Annotated in this window: 26 protein-coding genes; 15 read left to right on the forward strand and 11 right to left on the reverse strand. The window is 63.5% G+C overall.

The features are described from left to right. Nucleotides 1-107 precede the first annotated feature (107 nt). Together clpB and WA237_RS05060 are read left to right on the forward strand one after the other, a co-directional pair. Nucleotides 108-2,726: an ATP-dependent chaperone ClpB gene (gene clpB / locus WA237_RS05055; protein ID WP_336096881.1), complete on the forward strand. Its 2,619-nt coding sequence runs from the start codon at nucleotides 108-110 to the stop codon at nucleotides 2,724-2,726. A 209-nt stretch (nucleotides 2,727-2,935) separates the two neighbouring features. Next, a complete protein-coding gene (locus WA237_RS05060; RefSeq protein ID WP_040617929.1) occupies nucleotides 2,936-3,148 on the forward strand; it encodes a hypothetical protein in 213 nt (70 codons plus the stop codon). A gap of 161 nt (nucleotides 3,149-3,309) precedes the next feature. Here WA237_RS05060 and WA237_RS05065 read toward each other — a convergent pair whose 3' ends face one another. Both WA237_RS05065 and WA237_RS05070 read right to left on the reverse strand, forming a co-directional pair. Continuing rightward, nucleotides 3,310-4,014 carry a winged helix-turn-helix domain-containing protein gene (locus WA237_RS05065; RefSeq protein ID WP_009813463.1) on the reverse strand — a complete coding sequence of 235 codons (705 nt, stop codon included), beginning with the start codon at nucleotides 4,012-4,014 and terminating at the stop codon, nucleotides 3,310-3,312. Nucleotides 4,015-4,032: 18 nt separating this feature from the next. Next, the gene (locus WA237_RS05070; protein ID WP_009813464.1) at nucleotides 4,033-4,266 is read right to left on the reverse strand and encodes a hypothetical protein; all 234 of its coding nucleotides are present in this window, start codon (nucleotides 4,264-4,266) and stop codon (nucleotides 4,033-4,035) included. 218 nt (nucleotides 4,267-4,484) lie between these two features. Here WA237_RS05070 and WA237_RS05075 point away from each other — a divergent pair, with 218 nt between their 5' ends. The 4 genes from WA237_RS05075 to WA237_RS05090 all read left to right on the forward strand — a co-directional run bounded on the left by WA237_RS05075 (nucleotide 4,485) and on the right by WA237_RS05090 (nucleotide 9,222). Then, the gene (locus WA237_RS05075; RefSeq protein ID WP_336096882.1) at nucleotides 4,485-4,964 is read left to right on the forward strand and encodes a hypothetical protein; all 480 of its coding nucleotides are present in this window, start codon (nucleotides 4,485-4,487) and stop codon (nucleotides 4,962-4,964) included. Between the two features lie 690 nt (nucleotides 4,965-5,654). After that, entirely contained in the window at nucleotides 5,655-7,274 is a 1,620-nt protein-coding gene (locus WA237_RS05080) for a hypothetical protein (RefSeq protein WP_336096883.1), read from the forward strand. Nucleotides 7,275-7,386: 112 nt separating this feature from the next. Next, the gene (locus tag WA237_RS05085; RefSeq protein WP_336096884.1) at nucleotides 7,387-8,016 is read left to right on the forward strand and encodes a ribonuclease HII; all 630 of its coding nucleotides are present in this window, start codon (nucleotides 7,387-7,389) and stop codon (nucleotides 8,014-8,016) included. 90 nt (nucleotides 8,017-8,106) lie between these two features. Then, on the forward strand, nucleotides 8,107-9,222 hold the full coding sequence (locus WA237_RS05090) for a site-specific DNA-methyltransferase (protein ID WP_009813477.1): 1,116 nt from the start codon (nucleotides 8,107-8,109) through the stop codon (nucleotides 9,220-9,222). A gap of 339 nt (nucleotides 9,223-9,561) precedes the next feature. Here the strand turns inward: WA237_RS05090 and WA237_RS05095 are convergent, their stop codons facing one another. Then, nucleotides 9,562-9,984: a PACE efflux transporter gene (locus tag WA237_RS05095; protein ID WP_336096885.1), complete on the reverse strand. Its 423-nt coding sequence runs from the start codon at nucleotides 9,982-9,984 to the stop codon at nucleotides 9,562-9,564. 153 nt (nucleotides 9,985-10,137) lie between these two features. Between WA237_RS05095 and WA237_RS05100 the strand changes: the two genes are divergently transcribed. Then, a complete protein-coding gene (locus WA237_RS05100; protein WP_336096886.1) occupies nucleotides 10,138-11,076 on the forward strand; it encodes a LysR family transcriptional regulator in 939 nt (312 codons plus the stop codon). Here WA237_RS05100 and WA237_RS05105 read toward each other — a convergent pair. Together WA237_RS05105 and mutY are read right to left on the reverse strand one after the other, a co-directional pair. Beyond that, a complete protein-coding gene (locus tag WA237_RS05105) occupies nucleotides 11,073-12,206 on the reverse strand; it encodes an alkane 1-monooxygenase (RefSeq protein WP_009813480.1) in 1,134 nt (377 codons plus the stop codon). The genes WA237_RS05100 and WA237_RS05105 overlap by 4 nt on opposite strands. Nucleotides 12,207-12,245: 39 nt before the next feature. Continuing rightward, nucleotides 12,246-13,307: an A/G-specific adenine glycosylase gene (mutY, locus tag WA237_RS05110; protein ID WP_336096887.1), complete on the reverse strand. Its 1,062-nt coding sequence runs from the start codon at nucleotides 13,305-13,307 to the stop codon at nucleotides 12,246-12,248. 81 nt (nucleotides 13,308-13,388) lie between these two features. On the opposite strand from mutY, the gene WA237_RS05115 reads away from it, so the two are divergent. Genes WA237_RS05115 through WA237_RS05125 form a run of 3 tightly spaced genes read left to right on the forward strand, consistent with a single transcriptional unit; the run spans nucleotide 13,389 to nucleotide 16,010 of the window. Then, complete coding sequence (locus tag WA237_RS05115) at nucleotides 13,389-13,895, forward strand: DUF721 domain-containing protein (RefSeq protein WP_009813482.1); 507 nt, start codon at nucleotides 13,389-13,391, stop codon at nucleotides 13,893-13,895. 16 nt (nucleotides 13,896-13,911) lie between these two features. Next, nucleotides 13,912-14,907: a DsbA family protein gene (locus tag WA237_RS05120; protein ID WP_336096888.1), complete on the forward strand. Its 996-nt coding sequence runs from the start codon at nucleotides 13,912-13,914 to the stop codon at nucleotides 14,905-14,907. Then, nucleotides 14,904-16,010 carry a CaiB/BaiF CoA transferase family protein gene (locus WA237_RS05125; RefSeq protein ID WP_336096889.1) on the forward strand — a complete coding sequence of 369 codons (1,107 nt, stop codon included), beginning with the start codon at nucleotides 14,904-14,906 and terminating at the stop codon, nucleotides 16,008-16,010. The genes WA237_RS05120 and WA237_RS05125 overlap by 4 nt, the downstream gene beginning before the upstream one ends. A 96-nt stretch (nucleotides 16,011-16,106) precedes the next feature. Here WA237_RS05125 and WA237_RS05130 read toward each other — a convergent pair whose 3' ends face one another. From WA237_RS05130 to WA237_RS05145, 4 genes are all read right to left on the reverse strand, one after another. Beyond that, nucleotides 16,107-17,360 (reverse strand): aminotransferase class V-fold PLP-dependent enzyme, encoded by a 1,254-nt coding sequence (locus tag WA237_RS05130; RefSeq protein WP_336096890.1) that lies wholly within the window; start codon nucleotides 17,358-17,360, stop codon nucleotides 16,107-16,109. A gap of 81 nt (nucleotides 17,361-17,441) precedes the next feature. Then, nucleotides 17,442-18,434, reverse strand: coding sequence for a tetraacyldisaccharide 4'-kinase (gene lpxK / locus WA237_RS05135; protein WP_336096891.1), 993 nt, complete (start codon nucleotides 18,432-18,434; stop codon nucleotides 17,442-17,444). Further along, a complete protein-coding gene (locus WA237_RS05140; protein ID WP_336096892.1) occupies nucleotides 18,434-19,657 on the reverse strand; it encodes a 3-deoxy-D-manno-octulosonic acid transferase in 1,224 nt (407 codons plus the stop codon). Before WA237_RS05140 ends, lpxK begins: the two co-directional genes overlap by 1 nt. 10 nt (nucleotides 19,658-19,667) lie before the next feature. Next, entirely contained in the window at nucleotides 19,668-19,910 is a 243-nt protein-coding gene (locus WA237_RS05145) for a DUF4170 domain-containing protein (RefSeq protein ID WP_009813488.1), read from the reverse strand. Between the two features lie 164 nt (nucleotides 19,911-20,074). On the opposite strand from WA237_RS05145, the gene WA237_RS05150 reads away from it, so the two are divergent. Further along, on the forward strand, nucleotides 20,075-20,815 hold the full coding sequence (locus WA237_RS05150; RefSeq protein WP_336096893.1) for a glutamine amidotransferase: 741 nt from the start codon (nucleotides 20,075-20,077) through the stop codon (nucleotides 20,813-20,815). A gap of 18 nt (nucleotides 20,816-20,833) precedes the next feature. On the opposite strand, the gene WA237_RS05155 is transcribed toward WA237_RS05150, so the two are convergent. Continuing rightward, nucleotides 20,834-21,649, reverse strand: coding sequence for a LysR family transcriptional regulator (locus WA237_RS05155; RefSeq protein ID WP_336096894.1), 816 nt, complete (start codon nucleotides 21,647-21,649; stop codon nucleotides 20,834-20,836). A gap of 131 nt (nucleotides 21,650-21,780) precedes the next feature. On the opposite strand from WA237_RS05155, the gene WA237_RS05160 reads away from it, so the two are divergent. The 4 genes from WA237_RS05160 to WA237_RS05175 are packed head-to-tail and all read left to right on the forward strand — an operon-like array spanning nucleotide 21,781 to nucleotide 24,305. Continuing rightward, complete coding sequence (locus WA237_RS05160; protein WP_336096895.1) at nucleotides 21,781-22,821, forward strand: LLM class flavin-dependent oxidoreductase; 1,041 nt, start codon at nucleotides 21,781-21,783, stop codon at nucleotides 22,819-22,821. Beyond that, the gene (locus WA237_RS05165; RefSeq protein ID WP_009813492.1) at nucleotides 22,818-23,309 is read left to right on the forward strand and encodes a flavin reductase family protein; all 492 of its coding nucleotides are present in this window, start codon (nucleotides 22,818-22,820) and stop codon (nucleotides 23,307-23,309) included. Before WA237_RS05160 ends, WA237_RS05165 begins: the two co-directional genes overlap by 4 nt. 4 nt (nucleotides 23,310-23,313) lie before the next feature. After that, the gene (locus WA237_RS05170; RefSeq protein WP_336096896.1) at nucleotides 23,314-23,520 is read left to right on the forward strand and encodes a tautomerase family protein; all 207 of its coding nucleotides are present in this window, start codon (nucleotides 23,314-23,316) and stop codon (nucleotides 23,518-23,520) included. A gap of 8 nt (nucleotides 23,521-23,528) precedes the next feature. Further along, a complete protein-coding gene (locus WA237_RS05175; RefSeq protein ID WP_336096897.1) occupies nucleotides 23,529-24,305 on the forward strand; it encodes an alpha/beta fold hydrolase in 777 nt (258 codons plus the stop codon). Here the strand turns inward: WA237_RS05175 and WA237_RS05180 are convergent. Next, nucleotides 24,302-25,096, reverse strand: coding sequence for a metallophosphoesterase family protein (locus WA237_RS05180; RefSeq protein WP_336096898.1), 795 nt, complete (start codon nucleotides 25,094-25,096; stop codon nucleotides 24,302-24,304). The genes WA237_RS05175 and WA237_RS05180 overlap by 4 nt on opposite strands. Nucleotides 25,097-25,201 lie beyond the last annotated feature (105 nt).

Here is a 25,201-nt window from a genome sequence, read left to right on the forward strand (position 1 = left end):
CTTGAAGATCGGCGGGATGCTGCCCATCTGTCAGGTCGAGGTTCCCGACCGCCGTATGCCTAATGCTGGGTGCGGCACCGGGGGTACGCTTATAGAGGAGAGTTGGGATGGACTTTGAAAAGTTCACCGAGCGGTCGCGTGGCTTTGTTCAGGCGGCGCAGACGATCGCCATGCGGGAAAGCCATCAGAAGCTGGCGCCCGAACATATACTGAAAGCACTGATGGATGATGACCAGGGGCTTGCGAGCAACCTGATCAAACGCGCGGGCGGCGAGCCGGCGCGGGTGGTTCAGGCCTTGGATATCGCCATCTCGAAAATCCCTGTCGTCACCGGCGACGCGGGCCAGACCTATATGGATCAGCAGACCGGCAAGGTTCTGGCCGAGGCCGAAAAGCTCGCCAAGAAGGCGGGCGACAGTTTCGTGCCGGTCGAGCGCATTCTGACGGCGCTTGCCATGGTCAAGAGCCCGGCGAAAGAGGCGCTCGAGGCCGGGGGCATCAGCGCGCAGAAGCTCAATGAAGCGATCAATGATGTCCGCAAGGGGCGCACCGCCGACAGTGCCAGCGCCGAGGACACCTATGAGGCGCTCGAGAAATATGCGCGCGACCTGACCCGGGCCGCCGACGAGGGCAAGATCGATCCGATCATTGGCCGTGACGATGAAATTCGCCGCGCCATGCAGGTTCTGTCGCGGCGCACCAAGAACAACCCGGTGCTCATCGGCGAGCCGGGGGTCGGCAAGACCGCCATCGCCGAGGGGCTGGCGCTGCGCATCGTCAATGGCGATGTGCCCGAGAGCCTCGCCGACAAGCGGCTGTTGTCGCTCGACATGGGGGCGCTCATCGCTGGGGCGAAATACCGTGGCGAGTTCGAAGAGCGGCTCAAATCCGTGCTCAACGAGGTGACGGATGCGGCGGGCGAGATCATTCTCTTTATCGACGAGATGCACACGCTCATCGGGGCCGGCAAATCGGATGGCGCGATGGATGCGGCCAATCTGATCAAGCCGGCGCTGGCGCGCGGCGAGCTGCATTGTATCGGGGCGACCACGCTCGATGAATATCGCAAGCATGTGGAGAAGGACGCGGCGCTGGCGCGGCGGTTCCAGCCCATCGTGGTGCAGGAGCCGACGGTCGAGGACACGATCAGCATCCTGCGCGGCATCAAGGAGAAATACGAGCTGCACCATGGGGTGCGGATTTCGGACAGCGCCCTGGTGACCGCCGCGACGCTCAGCCATCGCTATATCACCGACCGGTTCCTGCCGGACAAGGCGATCGACCTGATGGACGAGGCCGCCAGCCGGTTGCGGATGGAGGTGGACAGCAAGCCCGAAGAGCTCGACGCGCTGGACCGTGAGATCCTGCAAAAGCAGATCGAAGCGGAGGCGCTCAAGAAAGAGGATGATGTCGCGTCGAAGGACCGTCTCGAGAAGCTCGAGAAAGAGCTGTCGGATCTGCAGGAGCGGTCGCGCGAGATGACCGCGCAATGGCAGGCCGAGCGTGACAAGCTCGCCGGGGCGCGGGACCTCAAGGAACAGCTCGACCGGGCGCGGATCGAGCTCGACCATGCCAAGCGCGAGGGCGATCTCGCCAAGGCGGGTGAGCTCAGCTATGGCGTGATTCCGGGGCTGGAAAAGCAGCTGGCGCAGGCCGAAAGTGCCGAGGCCGATGGCGTCATGGTCGAAGAGGCGGTGCGGCCCGAGCAGATCGCGCAGGTGGTCGAACGCTGGACCGGGATCCCGACGGCCAAGATGCTCGAAGGGGAACGCGAGAAGCTTCTGGGGATGGAAGAGAACCTGCATCGTCGGGTGATCGGCCAGAACCAGGCGGTGAAAGCCGTCGCCAATGCGGTGCGCCGGGCGCGCGCCGGGCTCAATGACGAGAACCGGCCGCTGGGCTCGTTCCTGTTCCTTGGGCCGACCGGCGTCGGCAAGACCGAGCTCACCAAGGCGGTGGCCGAGTTCCTCTTTGACGATGACAGCGCCATGGTGCGCATCGACATGTCGGAGTTCATGGAGAAACATTCGGTGGCCCGTCTGATCGGCGCGCCTCCGGGCTATGTCGGTTATGACGAGGGCGGTGTCCTCACCGAGGCGGTGCGGCGCAGACCCTATCAGGTGGTGCTGTTCGACGAGGTGGAAAAGGCCCATCCGGATGTGTTCAACGTGCTGTTGCAAGTGCTCGATGATGGCGTGCTGACCGATGGTCAGGGCCGCACCGTGGATTTCAAGCAGACGCTGATCATCCTGACCTCGAACCTTGGGGCGCAGGCGCTGAGCCAGCTGCCCGACGGGGCCGATGCCAGCGACGCCAAGCGCGACGTGATGGATGCGGTGCGGGCGCATTTCCGGCCCGAGTTCCTCAACCGGCTCGACGAGACGATCATCTTTGACCGGCTCAAACGCGAGGATATGGCCGGGATCGTCACGATCCAGATGGGTCGCCTGCTCAAACGGCTGGCGGCGCGGAAGATCACGCTCGATCTCGACGATGCGGCGCGCAAATGGCTGGCCGATGAGGGCTATGACCCGGTGTTCGGGGCGCGGCCTCTCAAGCGGGTGATCCAGCGCGCGCTGCAAGATCCGCTGGCCGAGGCCTTGCTGGCCGGGGATATCCTCGACGGCAGCACGGTGCCGGTGAGCGCCGGGGCGGAGGGCCTGATCATCGGCGACCGGGTCGGCAGCACCAAGCGCCAGCCGCCCGAGGATGCCGTGGTGCATTAAGGGTGCATGAAGGCGCGTGAGGCGCAAATCACCCCGGTAGCGGGCCTCTGACGGGGCTGCGCACGGGATGCCAAGAGATTGGGCCGCGGGACACCCCCGCGGCCCATTTTTTCCGCGAAACTATGATGATTCTTGGGTGGAAAGCCCATCCCGGCGGGTCTATATAAGGGGCAGGGAGGAGTTCACTTACTCAGAAAAGGTGACCTCCAATGGCATTTCTAACTCAACGTCTGGTTTCTCTCCCCGATCTCGCGGGTGCCGTGCATCGTGGCTTTGCGGCCTTTGGTGACGCGCTGGTGTCGATCGTCGAGCACAACGGCCGTCTGCGCCGGATGCAGATGCTTCAGGATATGAGCGATGACGAGCTCGCGGCCTGCGGCATCAAGCGCGAAGACATCGTGCGCATCGTCTTTGACGCCTGAACCGGGACGCAAGACCCGGGGCCTCATAGAGGGGTAAATGACCGGGGCTTTTGACCCATGCCACCTGCCCGGCAAAGGCCGGGCAGTGGCCTGAAAACTGAGAGCTGGGGCCTGAAAGCTGGGGCCTGCGACCTCAGAGTCCTGACTTGGCTTGGCCCGGGTCAGATGACGCGGATCACATCCTTGTCGATGGCCAGCACATAGCCCTTGCGGGCGATGTTCTTGACCAACAGCTCGCTCACCATCTGATTGCCCAGCGTGTCGCGCAGCCGCTTGATGCGGGTGGCGCCGGCGGCCTCTTCGCAATCAGAGGCGTCGCGCCCGGAAATCATCGCCTCGATTTCAGAACCCGAGAGAATGTCGCCATCCATCCGTGCCTCGGCCAGGATCGACAGGGTTTCCATCGCCGCATCGGTGAGCTTGAACCCCATATTGTTGAGATAGACCGATTTCTCGGCCCGGCTGATCAGGAGCGAGCTCACCTGAATGCCCGAGCGCTCGATCTGCGCCATGCGTCGGTTGAGCGCCACCAGCATGATGAGAAAGACCACCGCCGCGATGAGTAGCGCCGCGGCAAAGACCAGCAGCACGAAGATCACCATCCGGTAGCTGGTGAGCGTTTCGGAAAAGGCGGTGCCGGAGAGTGCGAGAATTTCCAGAAGCTTGATCTCGCCATCGCTGGTCAGCGTGTCGTTCTCGACAAAGATCCGTTCGACGCGGGCGTTGAACGCATTGGCGTCGGGCAGCGAGACAAAGAGAAAGATCGCCGCGAGGGTGAGAATCACCACGATGGCGGCCACCCCCAGCGTGACGACGAGATTGCCCGAACGCCGTGCCTCGGTGACGGTGGTGTCAGCCGGTTGCATACTCGCCCTCCCCCGGGATCAGGATTCCTTGACGGACAGAACCTTGAGCAGGGTCAGCCCGGCCGCGGCGAGCCGCGCGCGCAGCTCGACCGTGGCGGCGGGCACCGTACAGGGCCCGCTGATCTGGGCAACATCATAAAAGAGCTCAAGCGGATTGTCGCGCTTGGCCTTGTATTCGGCCTGACATCCGGCATGGGCGGCAGAGGCGCCGAGTGCGAGGATGAGGCTGGAGATGAGAGCGATCTGTTTCATGGCGCCACCTTGCGCGGAAATGCGGGCGCTATTCAATATCTCTTGGGCATCCGGGGGCGGGGTGGCGCGTGTTATCGGATAACAGGCGGGTGTTATTGCGTGGCGCAGAGGCTCGGGGTGAGGCTGATCCTGTCACTGCCGTGCCTGTTGCTGTCCTTGTTGAGTGCAGCGGGCGGGGCATCCGTAAAATGTAAGCTGCTCAAGAAAGGATACAAGCCATGTCCAGACGTTTCATCACCCTCATTTCGGCCGCGGCCATCGCGCTCTCTGGTCTGTCGTTTTCGGCCTCGACGGCCCGCGCCGACGACCGCAAGACCGCGCAATGGATCGCCGGCATCGCCGCCGCCGCCATCGTCGGTGCGGTGATCATCGACCAGAAGAAGGACCGCGAACGCCGCAAGCGCGAGGCGGTGCAACGCCAGCGCTATTACGATCAATACGGTCATGGCCAGTATCGCAACGACCAGCGCCGCGCCCACAAGTATCATGAGAAGCAGCGCAAGGAACGGATCAAGCAGCACCGCAAGGCGCATAAGCATGACCACAAACATGGCAATGCCTATGGCCATCAGCATCAGCACCGGGATCACCAGACCCATCGTCAGAGCACCCGCAACGATCCTTACAACCGCTACGACCATTCGCACCTCGCCCGGCCTCTGCCGCGATCGGTGCGCAACAGCCAGCACGCCAAGTAAGATCTGGGCACCAGCGTAACGAGTGCCGAGCAGCGAGATCGAGCAGATCAGGAGAGGGGGGCCAGGCGCCCCCCTCTTTCATATGCCCGGGGTGGCAAAATTCTTTGCAATGAGCGGGGGGCTGATCCAGCATCTTGTCCAGCTCTGGCCGTTCCGCCATAGCTCCGCACATTCTCTCAAAGAATGAACGTTTTGCCCCCGCCGCCGACAGCGCGTCGGTCTGAGCGTCACGATATTGGTCCGTGGTTGAAAGGTTAGCATATCCGATGATCATGGCTTTTCAGGACAAAACCGCTCCTACACCCCAAACGTTTTGTCAAAGGTTTTTGGAATGGCTAACAGCTTGATTGTTCGCACGGAGATTGAGCGTGACAAAAGCGACGGTTTGAGTATGCTGCGACAAGGAGGGGCCATCGATTTGACGAGCGCGTAATGATATTGACGAAACTTGAAAGGTTCGTAGACGAAGTCATCTTCAAATCAGGCGATATTAGTAAACCTATAACTTTTATTAGAGTATTTCTTTGCGCCATTATTATGCTCTTATTTTTCATATCCGGCATGGCATTAGCTAGCAGTATTGATTCAGGCTTGATTATTTTGGCTTTTTACGTCGCCTGGTCGTTATCTGCTTTTGTGTTGGGTAAGGTTTGCTTGGCTCGGCTCAAAAAAATATAAGGAGTTTATCTGATGGGCGTTATTGTATCTGGCGGACAGTCCGAAACTTTCACACTTGACGATCAAGGTAGCCTTACCTCTGATCTAAACGTAAATATCGGTTTGCCTTCCATTCTAAACGAACTTGCAATCAATGGCTTAACAATGTCTGAGTTGCAGAGCAGTTTAGGTGGTGGTTTCGCTTATGGTACTGGACCAATCGGAATCGAAGGGGCAGCCACTTATTCTCCCGGGTCAGATGAATTTTCCTTAAATCTCAATGTTGCATATAGCTTTCTGGGGGGAGAGATTTCCGCCACAGGCACTTATAACCCAGACACTGGATATGTTCACATAAGTGAGTTTGAAGGATTTGCTGGTGCAAATGCTATATTGGGAGAACAAGGTGAGCTCTTAGGAATAACCATAGGAAATGTAGGGTCTATTCAAGCGGGAATATTCTTTGAGTCCACCCCCACCGGCGGAGTTTCATCTTTTCCGGGCGCTCGAATAAGCTACTCACACGGCCTAATTCTGGGTAGCGTTGAAGGGGTTTCCACTTGGAATGCTACCGAAGCAATAAACAGTATTTCAGACTTGTCCATTGAACAAGCAGTTCAGATTTTCTCGGCTCTTTACCCGACCGACTCGAGTGCTATGTCGAGGGCTAGTGCTTTAGACACTTTTCTAAAACGCGCAGGGTTCGAAGGATCGTGCTTCGGAATTGAAGTTCCAATTGACATGTGGCCACTCGATCCTGAGTTCGCGCCGGACCCGAACAATCCGTATAAACAGTATGATCAGGATGCGGTACGTGCCAAAATCTGGAAGAAGCCGATTAAGTTGATCCGCGTCGGTGATTATGTTGTCTCGCATGATAAAAACGGCAACATGGTGCCGGGCTATGTTCCCCGTACCTTCCAGAACGACGCCAAAATCCTGCTGGATTTCCACGGAACCCGCGTCACACCCGGTCACGTCTACTATCGCCCAGACAGCAAGCGCGCCGACAAATACGAGACCCTGATCGACGTGCTGCGCGATGACGGCATGATCGAAGACCGCGACGGGGTTAAACTGCGCGCGGCAACCTATACGCCCGTGGGTGGCCCTCTTGATAAGTTTGTCAAAGCCGTCACAGGAACGCTCAGACCGGATGGCGGTGTCGAGATCAAAGAACAGGGCCGTATTCGTCTTGGGACACGGTTCATTGTGCGCAACGACAAGGGTCGCAAGGTTTACAGTGTTGCTGATCTGATTGAGGCGGGCGGCGGGGTTGTCGATGACGATGAGCTGATCCGTGTGGGCGATGGCCCCGGCATCCCTTTCCATTGGGATTTTGGCGATTGCCTGCCTAAGCCTGAGGACTTTGTGCTCGCAGCATCGGGCACAACGCTTGAAGACATCTACAAAGCCGCAGAGTGGGAAAACCAAGGCCCGCGCTTGCCCGCCCCGATGGTGTTGGACGGTGGCCCGGTGCGGCCGTCGAAAGGCGCAGAGCTATCGACCATGCCGCGCAATGAGCCGCTAAACTTGGATCATATGCCGGAAGCGCTACAAAAGCCGCAACGCATGATGAACCGCAAGCAGCGTAAGGCGATGGAGGCCAAATCGCACATCGCGGCCAAGGCCCGCAAGCGCGCCGGGAGCTGAGGGAGAGCCCTCCCTTTCCGCATAAGATCATTCTGTCCGCGGTCTGTTGGTATCATATGCCCAAGGTGGCAAAATTCTTTGCAATGCGCGGGGGGCTGTGATTTCTGGCGGCATGGGACCGGATTACAGATTTGAAGACGAGGCTATCGCGCAAGGGTTTGGCGTGGTGGCCGGGGTGGATGAGGTTGGGCGCGGGCCGTTGGCCGGGCCGGTGACGGCGGCGGCGGTGGTGCTGGACCCGGCGCGCATCCCGGCGGGGCTCAACGATTCCAAGGCGCTTAGCGCGAAACGGCGCGAGGCGCTCTTTGATGAGATCGCCGCGGTGGCGCATGTCTCGATCGCCCATGCCAGCGTCGAGGAAATTGACGAGATCAACATCCTGCGAGCCTCGCATCTGGCGATGGAGCGGGCGGTGGCGGGGCTGCCTGTCGCGGCGGGGTTTGCTCTCATTGATGGCAATCTCTTGCCGCGCGATCTGCGCATCCCGGCGCGGGCGGTGATCAAGGGCGACGCATTATCTTTGTCGATTTCGGCGGCCTCAATTATGGCCAAAATATGTCGCGACCGGATCATGTGGGATTTGGCGCAACACTATCCGGGTTATGGCTGGGAGACCAACGCCGGATATCCGTCGAAAAGCCACAAGGAGGCGCTCCGAAATCTTGGTGTGACCCCTCATCATAGGCGTTCGTTCAAACCCGTCCACAATATCTTGTATCAAGACAATTTTGTAAGTGATTGATTCAAAAAGAATTTGACCGCGAATCAGCTTTGACTCATCCTTGTCCTCAATGACCAGAGCGCACAAAGCGCCGGCAACGAGGCAGTACAGATGACGACGAAAACCAAAGCAAAGAGCGCGCAAGCGCTCCCTCTCAACACGATTCTTTCCGGGGATTGCATCGAGGTGATGAATTCCCTGCCGGAGGCGTCGGTCGACCTGATTTTCGCTGATCCCCCTTATAATCTTCAGCTCAAGGGCGAGCTGCACCGGCCCGACAACAGCCAGGTGGATGCGGTCGACGATGCCTGGGACCAGTTTTCGTCCTTTGCCGCCTATGACAAGTTCACCACCGAATGGCTGCGCGCCGCGCGCCGTCTGCTCAAGCCGAATGGCGCGATCTGGGTGATTGGCTCCTATCACAACATTTTCCGGGTTGGCGCGTCGCTGCAGAACGAAGGCTTCTGGATCCTCAATGACGTGGTCTGGCGCAAGTCGAACCCGATGCCGAATTTCCGGGGCAAGCGGCTCACCAATGCCCATGAGACGATGATCTGGGCGAGCAAGGAAGAGGGTGGCAAATACACCTTCAACTATGAGGCGCTCAAATCGCTCAACGAAGGGATCCAGATGCGCAGCGACTGGGTGCTGCCGATCTGCACCGGGCATGAGCGGCTCAAGGATGCCAATGGCGACAAGGCGCATCCGACGCAGAAACCCGAGAGCCTGTTGCACCGTATTCTGGTCGGGTCGACCAATCCCGGCGATGTGGTGCTCGACCCGTTCTTTGGCACCGGCACGACCGGCGCCGTGGCCAAGATGCTCGGCCGCGATTACATCGGGATCGAGCGCGAGGCGGCCTATCGCGAGGTGGCCGAGAAGCGGCTCGCGAAGGTGCGCAAATATGACCGCGAGGCGCTGCAGGTGAGCCAGTCGAAACGGGCCGAGCCGCGCGTGCCCTTTGGTCAGCTCATCGAGCGGGGCATGCTGCGCCCGGGCGAGAACCTCTATTCGATGAACCTGCGCCACAAGGCCAAGGTGCGCGCCGATGGCACGCTCATCGGGGATGATATCAAGGGCTCGATCCATCAGGTCGGGGCCGCGCTCGAAGGCGCGCCGAGCTGCAATGGCTGGACCTACTGGTGCATCAAGCGCGATGGCAAACAGGTGCCGATCGACGTGTTCCGCCAGCAGATCCGCGCCGAAATGGCCGATCGCCCGAACTGAGCGACACCCCTTTAGACGAATACCAAGAACACCGCCGGTGCCTGTGGCCTGACACATGGCACTACCAACTGGCCCCGCCTCGATGGCGGGGCTTTTTTGTTTTGGAGTGTTGTTGAGGGTGGGGCCCGTCCGCGGGGGGGCGTTCGGGACCTGGGGTGGGGCAGTTTATCTGGCCGCGTCAGGCTGTGCTGGCCTTGGGGTCGGGACGGGGCCAGAGCGCCCGCCCGGGGGGCGGACGGGCGCTGCCCGGGCCGCGATGCGGCTGATCCGGGCATTGTGTGGCCTCGCGCGGGGTGGATCGCCGTACCTCGGCACGGCGAGGCGCGGCTTTTGGTGGGCTCAGGCCGTCTGGCCGGGGATCGGGAAGATCACGTCATAGAGCCAGTTAAAGACGAAGGCGAAGACGAGGTAGAACACCGCAAAAGCCGCGTCCATGGCCAGCGCGGTCCAGAGCGTGACGCCGAGCTGCCAGGCGATGAAAGGCACGAAGGCCACCAACAGCCCCAGCTCGAAGAGGATGGCGTGCAGGACGCGGATCGTCAGCGTTTTCTGAACCGAGCCGCGCAGGCGGAGCATGGCCCGGTCGAAGAGCAGGTTGTAGAGATAGTTCCACGCCATCGCGATGGTCGCGCAGACCACGGCGACGAGCCCCATGTCATGCAGCGGCTGGTCAAAGAGCCAGGCGCCGAGCGGCGCGCTCAGGGCGAGGCCGAAGAGCTCGAACAGGATGGCGTGGCGGATACGGTCGTTGCGGGTGCGCATGGCAGATCTCCTGTCACTCGGGCCGTCCCGAATCTAAAAACCCCGGGTTGCATGGGGCGGAGGTCGTCCTCGCATGGCGGGAATATATGTCTTGACGCGCGCAAGACAAGCCCGCGCGTGACGCGGGCCGCGCGGTCCTATACATCTCGGCCCATGACCCGGTTTTCCAACATCAACACGCTCCTGGCCTTTGTCACCGTGGCCCGCGAGGGCAGCGTGTCGCGGGCGGCGGAGCTGCTCAACCTGACCCAGCCGGCGGTGAGCCAACAGCTCCGACGGCTCAGCGAGGAGGTCGGTCTGCCGCTGTTCGAGCGCGAGGCGGCGGGGCTGCGGCTCAGCGGGGATGGCGCGGCGCTCTTGCCCAAGGCGGAGCAGGTGATCGAGGCGATGGGAGCCTTTCGGCAGGCCGCCTGTCAGCGCTCGGATGTGGTGACCGGGCCGCTCCGGATCGGGACGATCATTGATCCGGAATTCATCCGGCTGGGGCAGCTTCTGGGGCGGATGCGGGCCGAGTTCCCGGGCATCGAGACCGAGCTCTCGCATGGCATCAGCGGCGAGATCATGGCGCGGCTCTTGCGGGGGCAGATCGACGCGGGCTTTGTCCTTGGCCCGCCGGGCGACGAGGCCAGGGCGATGGTGGATGAGACGGTGCATCTGGTGACGCTGGCCGCGTTTTCCTATCGCGTGGTGGCGCCGGCGGGCTGGCAGGCGCAGGTCGAGACGGCGGACTGGCCGGCGCTCGCGGCACTGCCCTGGATCGGCACGCCCGAGATGTCGGCGCATCATCAGCTCTTGCGGCGGATTTTCGAGGCGCGGGGTCTTGCGCAGAATGTCGTGGCGCGGGTCGATCAGGAGGCGTCGATGATGGAGATGGTGCGCTCGGGCGTCGGGCTCAGCCTGTGCCGCGATGCGATCGCTCTCTATCAAAAGCAATCCTATGGCGTGGCGCTGGCGGGGCGGGTCGCGGTGCCGGCCTGTCTCTATCTGGCGCTGCCGGCGCGGCAGATCGACAGCCCGGTGATGGCGGCGCTTCTCGGCCTGATGCGCGGCATCTGGCAGTTGCCGCGCCCCGAACGCCCCGAACGTCCCTAGCGGGGCGGCGGGTTCGTGGCCTTGTTATAGGGTTTCCAGTCGCTGATTTCCGGGTAGTACATCTGCCGCCAGCGGCGCACCCGCGGGTTCATGCTGCGCCGCCAGAGCGGCGGCACCATCGCCACCATGGTCATCATCGGATAGCCATGCGGCAGCTGCGGTGCCTCGCTCGCGGCATAATTCTGCAACAGCGGAAAGCGGCGGTCGGGCTTGTAATGGTGATCCGAATGGCGCTGCAGGTTGATCAAGAGCCAGTTCGACGCCTTATGCGCGGCGTTCCAGCTGTGGCGCGGTTTGACATGTTCATAGCGGCCATCGCCCAGATGTTTCCGGGTCAGCCCGTAATGTTCGATGTAATTGACCAGCTCGAGCTGCCAGATGGCGACGAACGCCTGCCAGAGAAAGAGCCCGAGCCCGACCCAGCCGCCGAGGCCGATGGCCAGAAGCAGCAGATAGGCCTGCAGCCCCCAGTAGCGCAGGAACGGGTTCGACCGGTGCCACCAGCCATGGCCGCGCCGCGCCAACATCGCCTGTTCCGCGCCGAGCGCCGAGGCATAGCATTCGCGCAGCACGCGCGGGAAGAAGCGGTGAAACCCCTCGTTATAGCGCGCGGTCACCGGGTCGCGGGGGGTCGCCACATAGCGGTGATGCACCAGAAGATGTTCCGAGCGGAAATGCGAATAGAGCACCATGGCGAGCAAAGCGTCGCCGAGGAATCGCTCGCCGCGCGGGCGCTGATGCATGAGCTCGTGACTGTAGTTGATCCCCACCGTGCCGGTGATCACGCCGACGCCGAAAAAGAGCACGATCTTTTCCAGCGCGCTCAGGTGATCGGCCCCCGAGACATACCAGATCATCCAGAACAGCAGGATGAATTGCACCGGCGGCCAGATCAGCGTGATGGCGCGATACCATGTCAGCGCGTCCTCGGGCGTGTCGGGATCGGCGTTCTCGAGGTTGAGCCCGGTGAGCGCGTCGAGGAAGGAAAAGAGATACCATGTCGCCAGCGGCAGGAGCACCACGGTCCAGCCCCCGGCCATGGCCCCCCAGAGCGCCAGCGGCACGAGCGCCAGCGACGACCAGAAGGGCAGGGCGGCGTGGAACTGTTGGCGGAGCGGGGTCACGGACACGGGCAACTCTCGGGCAAATAATCGCTGTCGCGGGACACGTTACAGCATTTCGCGCAATCTGCCATGGGCGAGGTCATGGACTTTGCGCATGACGGTGGGGAGGCTCGCCGGGCGGTAGCTGTGGCGCGGGTGGAACGCGCCGCGCCGGGGGGCGGCATTGCCGCCGACTTGCGCCACCATGATGCGCAGACGCAGGTGGAAATGGGTGAAGGTGTGGCGCGCCTCTTCGCCGAGATCCTGCCACTCGGCCTCGAGCGGCGGATCGGGCTCGGGCGTCTCGGACCAGTCGGAGCCGGGAAAGCCGAGCATGCCCCCCAGAAGGCCCTTGTCGGGGCGGGTTTCGAGCAGGATCGCGCCATCGTCGCGCTGCGCCACATAGGCGATGCCGAGCCACGTGGGTTTCGGCTTTTTCGGGCTTTTTCGGGGCAGATCGGCCATCGTCCCCGCCGCCCGTGCGGCGCAGGGGGCGCGCCACGGGCAGATGCCACAGGCCGGGCTGCGCGGGGTGCAGATCGTCGCGCCGAGATCCATCACCGCCTGGGCGTAATCGCCGGGGCGGGTCTGTGGTGTGAGCGCGTCGGCAAGCGCGGTCAGCGCCGGTTTTGCCTCGGGCAGCGGCGTGTGCAGATCATGCAGCCGCGCCATCACCCGTTCGACATTGCCGTCGACCACGGTTTCCGGCAGGTCATAGGCGATGGCAGAAATCGCCGCCGAGGTATAGGGTCCGATGCCGGGCAGCGCCTGCAGCCCTGCACGGGTCTGCGGGAAGTGACCGCCATGATCGGTGACCACAACCCGCGCGCATTTGAGCAGGTTGCGGGCGCGGGCGTAATAGCCGAGCCCCGCCCATTCGGCCATGACATCGGCATCCTCGGCCGCGGCCAGCGCCGCCACATCGGGCCAGAGCGTGGTGAACCTCTCAAAATAGGATTTCACCGCGGCCACGGTCGTTTGCTGCAGCATGATCTCGGAGAGCCAGATGCGATAGGGATCGGGGCGCACCCCTGCGGCGCGGTCGGCGGGCGACACCCGCCACGGCAGATCGCGGGCATGGGCATCATACCAGTAGAGCAGATCCCCCGGCTGAGCGGTTTCACGCATGTTTGACCTCGGCTTTGTCACTATGGGGTGGCACCCCTGCGGTTCTTGCCTAGTATATGGCCCGAGATCAGGGGAGCGTCCATGACCGGAGGCAAATCGACCACACGCGGGTTCAAACGGACCTCGACGCTGTTGCAGGCGCGTATTCAGCGCGCCTCGGAAAGCCGTGGCTTTGCCCAATCGCGCCTCCTGACCCGCTGGGCCGAGATCGCTGGCGAAGAGGTGGCGCGGATCGCGCGGCCTGTCGAAGTGTCCTATGGGCGGCAAGGGTTTGGTGCGACGCTGACCCTGCTGACCACCGGGGCGCAGGCGCCGATGCTCGAGATGCAGAAAGAGCAGCTTCGCGAGAAGGTCAACGCGGTCTATGGCTATAACGCCATTGCCCGCATCCGCATCACCCAGACCGCGCCCACCGGCTTTGCCGAGGGGCAGGTCGCCTTTGAGCCCGCCCCCAAGCCCGACAAGCCGCAGCCCGGACCGGAGCAGCGCGCAGAAGCGGCCACATTGGTGGGCGAGATCGGTGACAGCGCCCTCAAACAGGCGCTGGACGCGCTGGGGGCCAATATCCTATCCAAACGCAAAACGTGATCCGAAAGGGATTTTCATGAACAAGACGAGCGCAATCGGGGCAACCGCCCTTGTTATCGGGCTGGGCGCTGCCTTTGTCGGCGGCACGAGCGGAATGGCACAGGCCGCCGAAGAGGTGAGCAGCACAAGTGAAGCGACCGCTGAAGCAACGGCTGAGACCTCGACGGGAAGCACCGTCGAGGCGGTGACCGGCGCGGTGGTCGAGGCCGCAGAAAGCGCGACCGAGACCGTGACCGAAGCCGCCAGCGAGGCCGCCGAGGCGGCGGGCGACGCGGTGGAGAGTGCCGTAGAGGCAGTGACCGGGACCGAGGCGGAGGCCACGACAGAGGAAGCTGCGACCGAAGAGGCGGCGTCCGAAGAAGCGACCACCGAGGGTGCCACCGCCGAGGCAGAGGCCAGCGCAGAGGCGAGCACAGAGGCCAGCGCAGAAGCCAGTACCGAGACCGAAGCCACCGCCACGGCGGAAGAGGCCGAAGCCGATGAGAACGGCATCGTCGAAATGGTGCTTGGCAATGAAGACGCCAAGGTGACGGTGATGGAATATGCCTCCTTCACCTGCCCGCATTGCGCGAGCTTCCACGAGAACCAGTTCAAGCAGCTCAAGGCCGATTACATCGACACCGGCAAGATCCGCTTTGTCTATCGGGACGTCTATTTCGACCGCTACGGTCTCTGGGCCGCGATGGTCGCGCGCTGTGAAGGGCCGTCGAAGTTCTTTGGCATTTCCAACCTTCTCTACGAGCAACAGCGCGAGTGGATGGACCCGCAAGACCCGGTCAAAACCTCGGAGAACCTGCGCCGCCTGGGCCGGATTGCCGGGCTTGATGGCGACAAGCTCACCGCCTGTCTCGAAGATGAGGACAAGGCGCGGGCGCTGGTGTCCTGGTGGCAGGAGAACAGCGAGGCGGATGACATCAGTTCGACCCCGACGCTGCTCATCAATGGCGAGTCGCATGGCAATATGAACTATGCCGATCTCAAAGAACTCATCGAGGCGGAGCTGGCCGAATGACCAGCCCGCTGGATGGTTTGAAAGTCATCGAACTGGCACGCATTCTGGCCGGCCCCTGGGCCGGTCAGACGCTGTCGGATCTGGGCGCGGATGTGATCAAGGTCGAGAGCCCGGCGGGGGATGACACCCGCAATTGGGGCCCGCCCTTTATCGAGCGTGAGGACGACCGCAGCGCCGCCTATTTTCACGGCTGCAACCGGGGCAAGACCAGCGTTGCGGTGGATTTCCGCACCGAAGAGGGCCAGGCCCAGGTGCGCGAGATGGTGCGCGACGCCGATATTCTCATCGAGAATTTCAAGGTCGGCGGGCTCGAGAAATACGGGCTCGACTATGCCAGCCTGCGCGAGATCAACCCGAGACTGATCTATTGTTCGATCACCGGCTTTGGACAGGATGGGCCTTATGCGCATCGGGCGGGCTATGATTACATCATTCAGGGCATGTCCGGGCTGATGTCGATCACCGGCGATCCGGCGGGGCAGCCGCAGAAGGTTGGCGTGGCGATCACCGATGTCTTTACCGGGGTCTATGCCACCACCGCGATCCTTGCCGCGCTGCATCAGCGTGAGCGGACCGGCGAGGGGCAGCAGATCGATATGGCGCTTCTTGATGTAGCGGTGGCGGTCACCGCCAATCAGGCGATGAACTACCTGTCGACGGGCGATGCGCCGCAGCGGATGGGCAATTACCATCCCAACCTGTCGCCCTATCAGGTGTTCGACTGCTCGGATGGGCATATCATCATCGCCACCGGAAATGACCCGCAATATCAACGGCTTTGCGAGCTTTTGGGCCTGCCCGAGCTGGCGCAGGCGCCGGAATACCTCAGCAATGCCGACCGGGTGAAGAACCGCGAGGCGCTGACCGCGCGGCTCAATGCCGCTTCGGCGCGCTATAGCAAGGCGGCGCTTCTGGCGGCCTGCGAGGCGCAGGGCGTACCGGCGGGGCCGATCAACGATATGGACGAGGTGTTTGCCGATCCGCAGGTGCAGGCGCGTGGCATGCGCATCGACCCCGAAGGCGTGCCGGGTGTGCGGGCGCCGATGAGCTTTTCGGCGGCCGAGCTCAAGCTCGACCGGGCGTCGCCGAAGCTCGGCAAATAACTGAGACTAATTCAGCCGAAAACGTGCAAAAAAGGGGCGGGAGGACCGCCCCTTTTCCTATGTTCGGTATCGCGTCGGTAAAGCGACGGTATCGTGTCAGTCCAGCAAATCCTTGATCACCGAGAGCAGCTGGGCCACTTCGGCCTCGGTGTTGTAGTGGCAGAGCGAGATGCGGATCGCGTCGGGCAGGCCGAGCGGGTCGAGCACATTGCCGCTGTAATGGTCGGCCTTGCGGGTGTGGGTGCGAATGCCGTTCTCGTTGAGCCGGGTCACCACCTCGGGCGAGGGGATGCCGTCGATGGCGATGCAGACCAGCCCTTCGCGGGCCGCGTTGTCGGCGCCGCCGATGATCGTCACGCGCTCCATCTCGGCTAGGCCGGGCAGGTTGCCGGTGCCGTGGATCATCGCGTTGGTGAGATGGGTTTCATAGTCGTGGATGGCACGACCGGCGGCCTCGATCCGGGCGCGGGGGTCGGTCTCGTCCGAGACCTCGCCGCCGAGCCAGTCGAAATAGGCCACCACATCGGACATGGTCGCATAGGAGCCGGTGTCGCGGGTGCCGAACTCCCAGCCGGTGGCGGGCGCGTCGATCAGCATGTCATGCGGCATCGCCGACAGCCGGTCGGAAATCCAGGCGATGCCATAGCCGTGACGGGCAAAGACCTTGTAGGGCGAGATCGCATAGCCATCGACGCCATAGCTGTCGATGTCGAGTTGACCATGGGCGGCGTGTTGAATGCCGTCGACGATGATGATCGCCTCGGGGGCCACATCGCGGATCGCGGCGGCGATACCGGCCACATCCATGCCCATGCCGGTGACCGGCGAGGCGTGCAGGATGGTGGCGACGCGCACATCGGGGGTCAGGTGTTCGCGATAGGCCTCGGCGGTGACGATGCCGCTGGCGTCGTCATGGGGCACGTTGACATAGTCGAGACCGGCAATCTCGGCCCAGCGCCGGGCGGCGCTGCGCGAGGCGGGGTGTTCGATGGAGGAGCCGATGACCTTGGCGCCCTTGGGCGCGTTGACACAGGCGGTGCGGATCATCCGAAACAACAGCTCGGTGCCGGATTCGCCGGCAAAGAACTGACCCGAGGAGGTGTTCATCAGCACCGACATATCGGCGCGGGCGCGGTTGATCACATCGACGAGCGCATGGCTCGCCGGGTTGTCGCGGCCCTGGTTGTCAGGGATGGCGGCAAAGCGTGCCGACGTGTCCACCACCGATTTGAGGGTCAGCGCCCCGCCGGCGTTCTCGAAAAAGACGCGCGGCCCCTGAAACGGGCAGTTGTCGACATGGGCAAAGCGATCGCGGATCGCGGCAAGAAGCTCGGGGCGGGTCTGGATCATTCGGTACACCATTGTATGCAATGAAGGTTAAGGACGGGTTACGCCCGGATTTGGGTCGGCGCAATGGCCAAAGTGTTACTGTTACAATCCGAGCCGGTCGAGGGCGGCAAGGAGCGGCGCGCTGTCGGCGATCTCGAGCCGCACGGGCAGGGTGATCACCTTTTGCCGGAACTCGCGCGGAAGGCGCACGGCGTCTTTTTCCGTGGTGACAAGTTGCGCGCCGAGCATCCGTGCCTCGCCTTCGAGCCGCGACATCAGCGCGGGCGTCAGCGGCTGGTGATCGGCGAGCGCCTCGGCCCGGACCAGATCGGCCCCGGCGGCGCGCAGCGTGTTGAAGAATTTTTCCGGGTTGCCGATCCCGGCAAAGGCGAGCGCCCGTGTGTCCGACCAATCCATCCCGGTCTGCAGCGGGGTGAGCGCGCCGCTGAGATGCGGCAGGCTGAGGACATGACCCCAGTCGCGGGCGAACTGTGCCTGCGCCTTTTGCGGCCCGATGGAGAGCAAGAGATCGGCGCGGGCGAGACCGGTCGTCACCGGTTCGCGCAGAGGCCCGGCGGGCAGGCAGCGGCCATTGCCAAAGCCGCGCGTCGCATCGACCACGATGAGCGACAGATCCTTGGCGAGATCGGGGTTTTGAAACCCGTCATCCATCACGATGGCCTCGGCCCCGGCGGCAACGGCGGCGCGCGCCCCTTCGGCGCGGTCGCGGGCGACCCAGGTGGGGGCAAAGGCCGCGATCAAGAGCGGCTCGTCCCCGGTGTCCTCGGCGCTGTGGCCGCGTTCATCGACGGCGACCGGCCCGGTGAGCCGCCCGCCATGGCCGCGCGACACCACATGGGCGGCGATGCCGCGGGCGGTGAGCATCTGCACCAGCGCGATCACGGTCGGCGTCTTGCCGGTGCCGCCCGCGTTGAGATTGCCGACGCAGATCACCGGCACCGGCGCGCGGTAGCTGGCGGGGCGGGCGACGCGCCGCGCGGTGGCGCGGGCATAGAGCGCGCCCAAGGGCGACAGGAGCCGCGCGGTGAGACCGGGGGCCTCGGGCGGATGGGTCCAGAAGCCCGGCGCGCGCATCAGACCGCCTCGAGCACGTCGAGCGTGTCCTGCACCAGATCGAGAATGCGGTCGGTGACCTCGGCCCCGAGCGAGGCCACATCCCAGGCGGCATGGGCCATGGCGGCGGATTGATCCGGCGCGATGAGCCGTTTCAGCGCGGCGGCGAGCGTGTCCTCGTCGCGCACGATCCGCGCCGCGCCCGCCCCGGCATAGCGTTTGTAGGAGGTGAGGTAGCGGCTCACATTCGGGCCATAGAGGATGGCAGAGCCATGGGCGGCGGGCTCGTTCGGGTCCTGGCCGCCATAGCCGGGCTTGAGCGAGCTGCACATCATCGACACCGACGCCAGCCGATACCAGAGCCCCATGTCGCCATGGGTGTCGCCGAGCAGGATCTGGGTGGTTTCTTCGGGGAGCGTGCCTTCGGACCAGCGGGTGAACTCATAGCCTTCGGCTTGCAGCCGGGCGGCGAATTCGGGCCCGTCGGTCTCTTTGTCGGGCACGAGGATCAGCAAGAGCCGATGGGTCATCCGGCTCACCTGACGGTGGGCGGCGAGGATGATGTCGAGCTCCTCGGCCTGCGCCATGGCGGCGAGCCAGACCGGGCGGGTCTTGAGCAGATCAGAGAGCTCTTGCCGCTCTTCCTCGTTGCAGGGCAGCGGCAGCGTGCCCTCCTGAAAGATGCCGGTGACGGCGATCTCCGTGTCGCGCACCCCGAGGCGGCGCAGCGCGGTCACGGTTTCGGTATTCTGCACGAGGATCATCGAAAAGCTGTTGAGCAGGGCGCGTGGCATGTCCGGGAACCAGCGCCAGCCGGGTTTGACGATGCCCTCTTCATTGGCGTCGACCAGAAACATCGGCAGATCGGCATTGGCGGCGCAATTCAGGATCGCCGGTTGCAGATCGCCGCCGGTCCAGAGGCAGAGCTCGGGCATCCAATGGTCGATGAAGGCCTCGCCATTGGCGACCGTATCCTCGGGCAGCACCTCGCGGATGAGGCAGGAGGCGGAGAGCGGGATATCGGCCATCGAGGCGGGCGTCGTCAGCAAGAGCGTGAGATCGGGGCGCATCTGGGCCAGCCGCGCCGCCAGCTGCACGAGCGCATGGGCGTGGTCGATATTGCTGGCGTGACCCCAGATCAATTCCCCCGCCGGCCGTTCGGCCTCGGTGGCATAGACCGGCTGGCCATTGCCGCGCCGGGTGAGCGCGAGATAGGCCGACAGGCTCAGGGATCGGGGCGCCATCGTGCGGGCCTTAGCCGAGTTCCTCGGTGGGCGAGGCGGGGGTGGTTTCATCCCGCAGCCGGTGCAGATGGGCGATGAAATAGCGCATATGGGCGTTGTCGACGGTGCGCTGGGCCTCGGATTTCCAGGCGTTATAGGCGGTCTCGTAATTCGGGAAGATGCCGACGATATGCAGGTCGTTCACATCCTTGAAAACGGTCTTGGTCGGGTCGGACAGCTCACCGCCGAAAACGAGGTGCAGGCGTTGTGTCATGGTCTTGATCCACTCATGGTTCTGGTCGTGTTTGAGGTCGCGCGCACCCTATTCCTTTGCGGGGCTGCGTCAAGCATGGCACGGTTGCGGGCGATTTCCCATTGGAACCCGGGGCCCATCCGGGGCATTTTGGATGGCATTCGCCCCAGATCAGGACCGACCCGATGACCAAGCCCTTTCTCATCTTGCAGCTGCGCCCCGAAACCGAGGCGTCGGATGATGAGTTCGCGGCCTTTCTCGCCAAGGGCGGGCTGGAGCCGGGCGAGGTGCGGCGCATCCGGCTCGATCAGGAGGCGATCCCCGAGGATCTGAGGCTCGACGATCTGAGCGGGGTGATCGTCGGCGGCGGGCCCGGCTGTGTGAGCGATGCGCCCGAGGAGAAATCGGCGCAGGAGGCGCGGATCGAGGCGGCGGTGCTGGGGCTGATGCCGCAGGTGACGGCGCGGGATTTTCCCTTTCTGGGCTGCTGCTATGGCATCGGTATTCTGGGTGCGCATCTCGGGGCGGAGGTCGGCAAGGGCCGCTATGGCGAGCCGGTGGGCACGGCCGACTGTCGGGTGACGGAGGCCGGGCAAGACGATCCGCTGCTCGATCAGGTGCCCGAGAGCTTTGCCGCCTTTGTCGGTCACAAGGAGGCGCTGCATGTGCTGCCCGAGGGCTGTACCCATCTGGTGGCGTCCGACAGCTGCCCCTATCAGATGGTGCGCCATGGGCAGCATGTCTATGCGACCCAATTCCACCCCGAAGCCGATGGCGCGGGGTTCGAGACGCGTATCAGGATTTACCGCAACAAGGGCTATTTTCCGCCCGAGACGGCGGAGGATCTGATCGCCATGTGCCGCGCCGCAGAGGTGCGCGCGCCAGAGGTGATCTTGCGCAATTTCGTCAATCGCTATCGGCGTTAAGCCCCGACCGGTGCGCCATTAGCCTGTGAGCCATGGGAAAAGCTCGACGCTCGGTTTGCGCCAGCTGAGATGGGTCTGGCGCTGAAATTCGGGCGAGCCGGGGATTTCAAAAAGCGTGCGGCGGTCGAGATAGGGCCTTGCCAGCGCCTCGGGCAGATAGGCCGAGCCGCCATGGTCGATGAGATGGGCGAGCGCCCGGGACGGGGTGTTGAAGCTCAGATTGGCGGTATTGTCCTGCGGCCAGGCCTCGGTGTGGCGGGCGCGAAAGCCGGGGCCGTAATCGACAAAGACGTAATCCGGGTCCCAGTCGCAAGTGTCGCGCGGCTGGCTCGCCACCTGGATCAGCCGTTCACTGGCAAAGAGCCGCGTGCCGAGATCGCCGCCGCTCAGCGGTTCGGGCAAGAGCGCCGCATCCGAGAGCCCGCTTTGCAGCCAGCGCGCGGCGTCCGAGGCGAGGCCCGACCAGATTTCGAACGCGGTGCCGGGATGGGCGGCGCGCAGATCGGCGACCCAAGGTGCTGCCAGCCCCTGCCAGAGACCGGGGCCGACCACCAGCGAGCAGAGCCGCGACATGCCGCGCGGCAGGCTGACGCGGGCGCGCGCCACCTCCCAGCTTTGCCAGATGAGTTCAGCCTGTTTGAGAAAGGCAAACCCGGCCTTGGTCAGTTCGGCCCCTTTGCGCGAGCGGATGAGAACCCGCGCGCCAAGCTGCGCCTCGAGCGCGTCGAGACGGGCTGTCACCGCCGATTGCGTCACGTTGAGCTCTTCGGCGGCGCGGTTGAGATTGCCGCAGCGATACACGGCAAGGAAGGTCTGAATGGCGGCGATGTTCATGGGATATAGATGCAAGATTTTTGAATTATTGCATAGAATAAATCCGTTATCCGAATGCAAAATTCTGTGCCAAAGTGCCGGGGAGAGACCGACCAGACAGCAGATTCAGACAGAGCATTGGGGGACCGGCCATGAAATTCAGCATTCAGCTTTCGGCGGATTACCCGGACAAGAGCTATGGCGGCGACCGGGTCTATGCCGATATGCTCGAGCAGGCGGTGCTTGCCGATCGGCTGGGGTTCGACGCGGTGTCGGTGACCGAACATCACCTGATCAACAGCCTGATGATGCCCGCGCCGCTCACCTTTGCGACCAAGATCGCGGCGATGACCGAGCGCGTCAAAATCATGACCTCGGTGGTGGTGCTGCCGCTGCATGACATGCGGGTCTACGCGGGCGAAGTGGTGGTGGCGGATATTTTCACCGAAGGGCGGCTCATGCTTGGGGTGGGACGCGGCGCCTTTGCCTATGAGATGGACCGGATGGGCGTGCCGATGGCCGAGACCCGCGCCCGGTTTGACGAATCCCTCGATGTGCTCCAGGCGCTGTTGAGCCGCGAAGAGGTGGCCTGGGATGGCGAGTATTACCGGTTCGAGCCGATCACCATCATGCCGCGCCCGGTGCGCGACATTCAGATGATGATGGCGGTGCTCAACCCCGAGGGCATTTACCATTGCACGAAACGCGGCTTTCACATCCAGACGACGCCGCTCTCGGGCGATGCCCAGCATCTGCGCGATCAGGTGTCGGGTTTCACCCGCGCCCGCGACGAGATGGGCGAGGCGGGCGCGCATCTCACGCTCACCCTGTCGCGGGTCGGGCAGGTGGCGCGCAGTGCCGGTGAGGCGCGGCGCAAGCTCGTGGCGGCGCATCGCTACTACGGGCGGTTCGACAATGTCTTTACCGGGCCGGGCGAGGTCAGCCATGGCATGATCCGCGAGCTGCCCTGCAAGACGCCCATCGAGGAACTGGGTGAGGCGCTCATCATCTGTAGCCCGCAGGAAATGGTCGATAAACTCGGCCCTTATGCCGAAATGGGGGTCGATCGGGTGATCCTGAACCCCAATTTCGGGCTTGAGGCCCGTGAAGCACTGGACACGATTGCCTGTTTCGCCGAAGAAGTGATGCCTCATTTCACCACGGGCGAAACAGGAGCGCAGGCAGCAGAATGAGCGATCATCGACAGAATTTCATCGACGCCATGCGGCAGGTCGCCTCGACCGTGACCGTTGTGACCACCGATGGCCCGGCGGGCCAGATGGGGGCCACGGTCAGCGCCTTCAGTTCGCTTTCGGCCGATCCGCCTTCGGTTCTGGTCTGTCTCAAGGCGGATTCGCGGATTGCCCAGGCGGTGCGCGACAATGGCACGTTTTGCGTCAATATCCTGTCGGAAGGGGCGGTCGAGATTGCCCAGCGTTTTGCCGGGGCCTTTGACCGCGACAATCCCGACCGGTTTGACGGGCTCGACGTGAATATCACCGAGTTCGGCCCGACCCTGCCGCGCGCGACCTCGTTCACCTGCACCCTGCGGCACCGTCATGTGCATGGCAGCCATGCCATCTGCATCGGCGATGTGACCGGAATTTCCAACGCGGGCGAAAAGCCCCTGACCTATCTGAGCGGCGCCTTTCATATCGTGCGCCCGCAATCCGAGGAGTGACCCAATGCCGATGATCCGTGTCGAAATGTACAAGGGCCGCACGCCCGAGCAGAAACGCGCGCTCGCCAAGGAATTGACCGAGGCCTTTGTCCGCGCCGGCGGCAGCACGCCGGAATCGGTGCAGATCGTCTTTACCGATGTCGATCAGGGCGATTGGGCCAATGGCGGGGTGCTCGCCTCGGACCGGGCCGCCGCCCCGGCCAAAGCGTAAGCCGCGCCATGGCGAGGCCGGTTGATTGCGCCTATTCGGTTGAGGGGGCGGGGCCGCCGCTCTTTCTCATTCATGGGATCGGCGCGGCGCGCAACACCTGGGCCAAGGCTCTGCCGGTGCTGCTGCCGCATTTCACCGTGATCACCTATGATCTGCGCGGCCATGGCGCGTCGCCGCGATCCGAGGGGGTGTTTGGCCTCGACGAGCTGGTGGCCGATCTCGAACGGCTGCGCGAGCGCACCGGGTTCGAGCAGGCGCATTTTGCCGGGCATTCGCTCGGCGGGATGATCGGCCCGGCCTATGCGCATCGCTATCCTGACCGGGTGCTGTCGCTCGGCCTGCTGTCGACGGCGGCGTTTCGCACCGAAGACGACGGCGCCAAGGTGCGGGCCGTGGTGCAGGCGATGCGCGACAAGGGGATTGCGCAGGTGCTTGGCACGCTGACCGACCGCTGGTTCACCGATGCGTTCATCGAGCGCCATGCCGATGTGGTCGAAGCGCGGCTCAAGCAGGTGGTCGCGACCGATCCTGAGGTGTTTCTCAACGTGTTCGACATCTATGCGACCACGGAGATGGCGCCCTGGCTGCATGAGGTCACGGCGCCGTCGCTGGTGCTCACCGGGGAGAATGACGGCGGTTGCAACCCGCGGCTCAACCGGGCCATCGACGCGGCGCTGCCCCGGTCCGAGCTGGTGATCCTCGACGGCTATAAGCATTCGCTGTTGCTGGAGGCGGGCGATGTGGTCGCCGGCCATATCAAGCGGTTTATCGAGGGGCTGGGTTAGAGGCTGAACTCGCAGCTGCCGGGGCTGATCAGCGCGGCGGTCAGCCGGCCACTGTGATAGGCGCCGGTGTCGATGGAAATCCGCGTGTCGCCCAGCGTCGGTTCGGCCATGATCGTGTGACCATGCACGACCGTCTGGCCATCGGCGCGCGGGGTGGTCAGGAAATCGCGATGCCCCCACAGCAGGGTGCGGCGGTTCTGGGCCTCCGGCGGCTTGGACGGGTCCATCGCGGCATGGACGCAGTGGATATTGCCATTCGACCAGATCAGCGGCAGATCGCGCAGCCAGGCCTCGAGCCCGTCGGGCAGCGCCGCCTCAAAGGCGTCGGCGGCATCGGCGGCATCATCGGCGGTGACCTGCCCGGGCGGCAGGGTGATGCCATAGCTCGCCAGCGTTTCGCGGCCGCCATTGACCAGCCAGCGCAGCCCCTTGCCCGCCGGGTCGTCGATAAATTCGAGCAGCATTTTCTCATGATTGCCCATCAGGCAGATCACGGTGTCGGGGCTGGCGCTCTGCCAGGCGAAGAGCTGTTCCAGAACCTGGGCCGATTGCGGGCCACGGTCGGCGTAATCGCCGAGAAACACCACCTCGATCGCCTCGCCAAGCTCGGCGCGCAATGTCGTGTAATGCCGCTGCATAAGGTCGAAACAACCGTGGATATCGCCGATCGCCACGAAGGGGCGCTCTGGGGCGAGCCGTGTTTCGACACGCGGCTCCGGAGCCACGCGCCCCTGTGGCCGGGGCGGGGCAGACCGACCCGACACCAGCGATTTCAACCGTTTCAGCACCATCTTTCGTCTCTTTCACAAGGCGCGATGGACCCGATCCTCTTGGGCCGGAACGCGCCGCAACAGCCACCCATAACCGTGGCGTCTGTTACGCGGGATCGGCGCCCA

The organism is Roseovarius sp. CH_XMU1461 (assembly GCF_037027165.1).
In the GTDB taxonomy this organism is placed as follows: Bacteria; Pseudomonadota; Alphaproteobacteria; order Rhodobacterales; family Rhodobacteraceae; genus Roseovarius; species Roseovarius nubinhibens.

What these genes read in the sequence shown, in the direction of transcription:
- clpB (WP_336096881.1), top strand. Translation starts at nt 108, where the DNA reads ATGGACTTTGAAAAGTTCACCGAGCGGTCGCGTGGCTTTGTTCAGGCG.
- WA237_RS05060 (WP_040617929.1), top strand. Translation starts at nt 2,936, where the DNA reads ATGGCATTTCTAACTCAACGTCTGGTTTCTCTCCCCGATCTCGCGGGT.
- WA237_RS05065 (WP_009813463.1), bottom strand. Translation starts at nt 4,014, where the DNA reads ATGCAACCGGCTGACACCACCGTCACCGAGGCACGGCGTTCGGGCAAT.
- WA237_RS05070 (WP_009813464.1), bottom strand. Translation starts at nt 4,266, where the DNA reads ATGAAACAGATCGCTCTCATCTCCAGCCTCATCCTCGCACTCGGCGCC.
- WA237_RS05075 (WP_336096882.1), top strand. Translation starts at nt 4,485, where the DNA reads ATGTCCAGACGTTTCATCACCCTCATTTCGGCCGCGGCCATCGCGCTC.
- WA237_RS05080 (WP_336096883.1), top strand. Translation starts at nt 5,655, where the DNA reads ATGGGCGTTATTGTATCTGGCGGACAGTCCGAAACTTTCACACTTGAC.
- WA237_RS05085 (WP_336096884.1), top strand. Translation starts at nt 7,387, where the DNA reads ATGGGACCGGATTACAGATTTGAAGACGAGGCTATCGCGCAAGGGTTT.
- WA237_RS05090 (WP_009813477.1), top strand. Translation starts at nt 8,107, where the DNA reads ATGACGACGAAAACCAAAGCAAAGAGCGCGCAAGCGCTCCCTCTCAAC.
- WA237_RS05095 (WP_336096885.1), bottom strand. Translation starts at nt 9,984, where the DNA reads ATGCGCACCCGCAACGACCGTATCCGCCACGCCATCCTGTTCGAGCTC.
- WA237_RS05100 (WP_336096886.1), top strand. Translation starts at nt 10,138, where the DNA reads ATGACCCGGTTTTCCAACATCAACACGCTCCTGGCCTTTGTCACCGTG.
- mutY (WP_336096887.1), bottom strand. Translation starts at nt 13,307, where the DNA reads ATGCGTGAAACCGCTCAGCCGGGGGATCTGCTCTACTGGTATGATGCC.
- WA237_RS05115 (WP_009813482.1), top strand. Translation starts at nt 13,389, where the DNA reads ATGACCGGAGGCAAATCGACCACACGCGGGTTCAAACGGACCTCGACG.
- WA237_RS05120 (WP_336096888.1), top strand. Translation starts at nt 13,912, where the DNA reads ATGAACAAGACGAGCGCAATCGGGGCAACCGCCCTTGTTATCGGGCTG.
- WA237_RS05125 (WP_336096889.1), top strand. Translation starts at nt 14,904, where the DNA reads ATGACCAGCCCGCTGGATGGTTTGAAAGTCATCGAACTGGCACGCATT.
- WA237_RS05130 (WP_336096890.1), bottom strand. Translation starts at nt 17,360, where the DNA reads ATGATCCAGACCCGCCCCGAGCTTCTTGCCGCGATCCGCGATCGCTTT.
- lpxK (WP_336096891.1), bottom strand. Translation starts at nt 18,434, where the DNA reads ATGCGCGCGCCGGGCTTCTGGACCCATCCGCCCGAGGCCCCCGGTCTC.
- WA237_RS05140 (WP_336096892.1), bottom strand. Translation starts at nt 19,657, where the DNA reads ATGGCGCCCCGATCCCTGAGCCTGTCGGCCTATCTCGCGCTCACCCGG.
- WA237_RS05145 (WP_009813488.1), bottom strand. Translation starts at nt 19,910, where the DNA reads ATGACACAACGCCTGCACCTCGTTTTCGGCGGTGAGCTGTCCGACCCG.
- WA237_RS05150 (WP_336096893.1), top strand. Translation starts at nt 20,075, where the DNA reads ATGACCAAGCCCTTTCTCATCTTGCAGCTGCGCCCCGAAACCGAGGCG.
- WA237_RS05155 (WP_336096894.1), bottom strand. Translation starts at nt 21,649, where the DNA reads ATGAACATCGCCGCCATTCAGACCTTCCTTGCCGTGTATCGCTGCGGC.
- WA237_RS05160 (WP_336096895.1), top strand. Translation starts at nt 21,781, where the DNA reads ATGAAATTCAGCATTCAGCTTTCGGCGGATTACCCGGACAAGAGCTAT.
- WA237_RS05165 (WP_009813492.1), top strand. Translation starts at nt 22,818, where the DNA reads ATGAGCGATCATCGACAGAATTTCATCGACGCCATGCGGCAGGTCGCC.
- WA237_RS05170 (WP_336096896.1), top strand. Translation starts at nt 23,314, where the DNA reads ATGCCGATGATCCGTGTCGAAATGTACAAGGGCCGCACGCCCGAGCAG.
- WA237_RS05175 (WP_336096897.1), top strand. Translation starts at nt 23,529, where the DNA reads ATGGCGAGGCCGGTTGATTGCGCCTATTCGGTTGAGGGGGCGGGGCCG.
- WA237_RS05180 (WP_336096898.1), bottom strand. Translation starts at nt 25,096, where the DNA reads ATGGTGCTGAAACGGTTGAAATCGCTGGTGTCGGGTCGGTCTGCCCCG.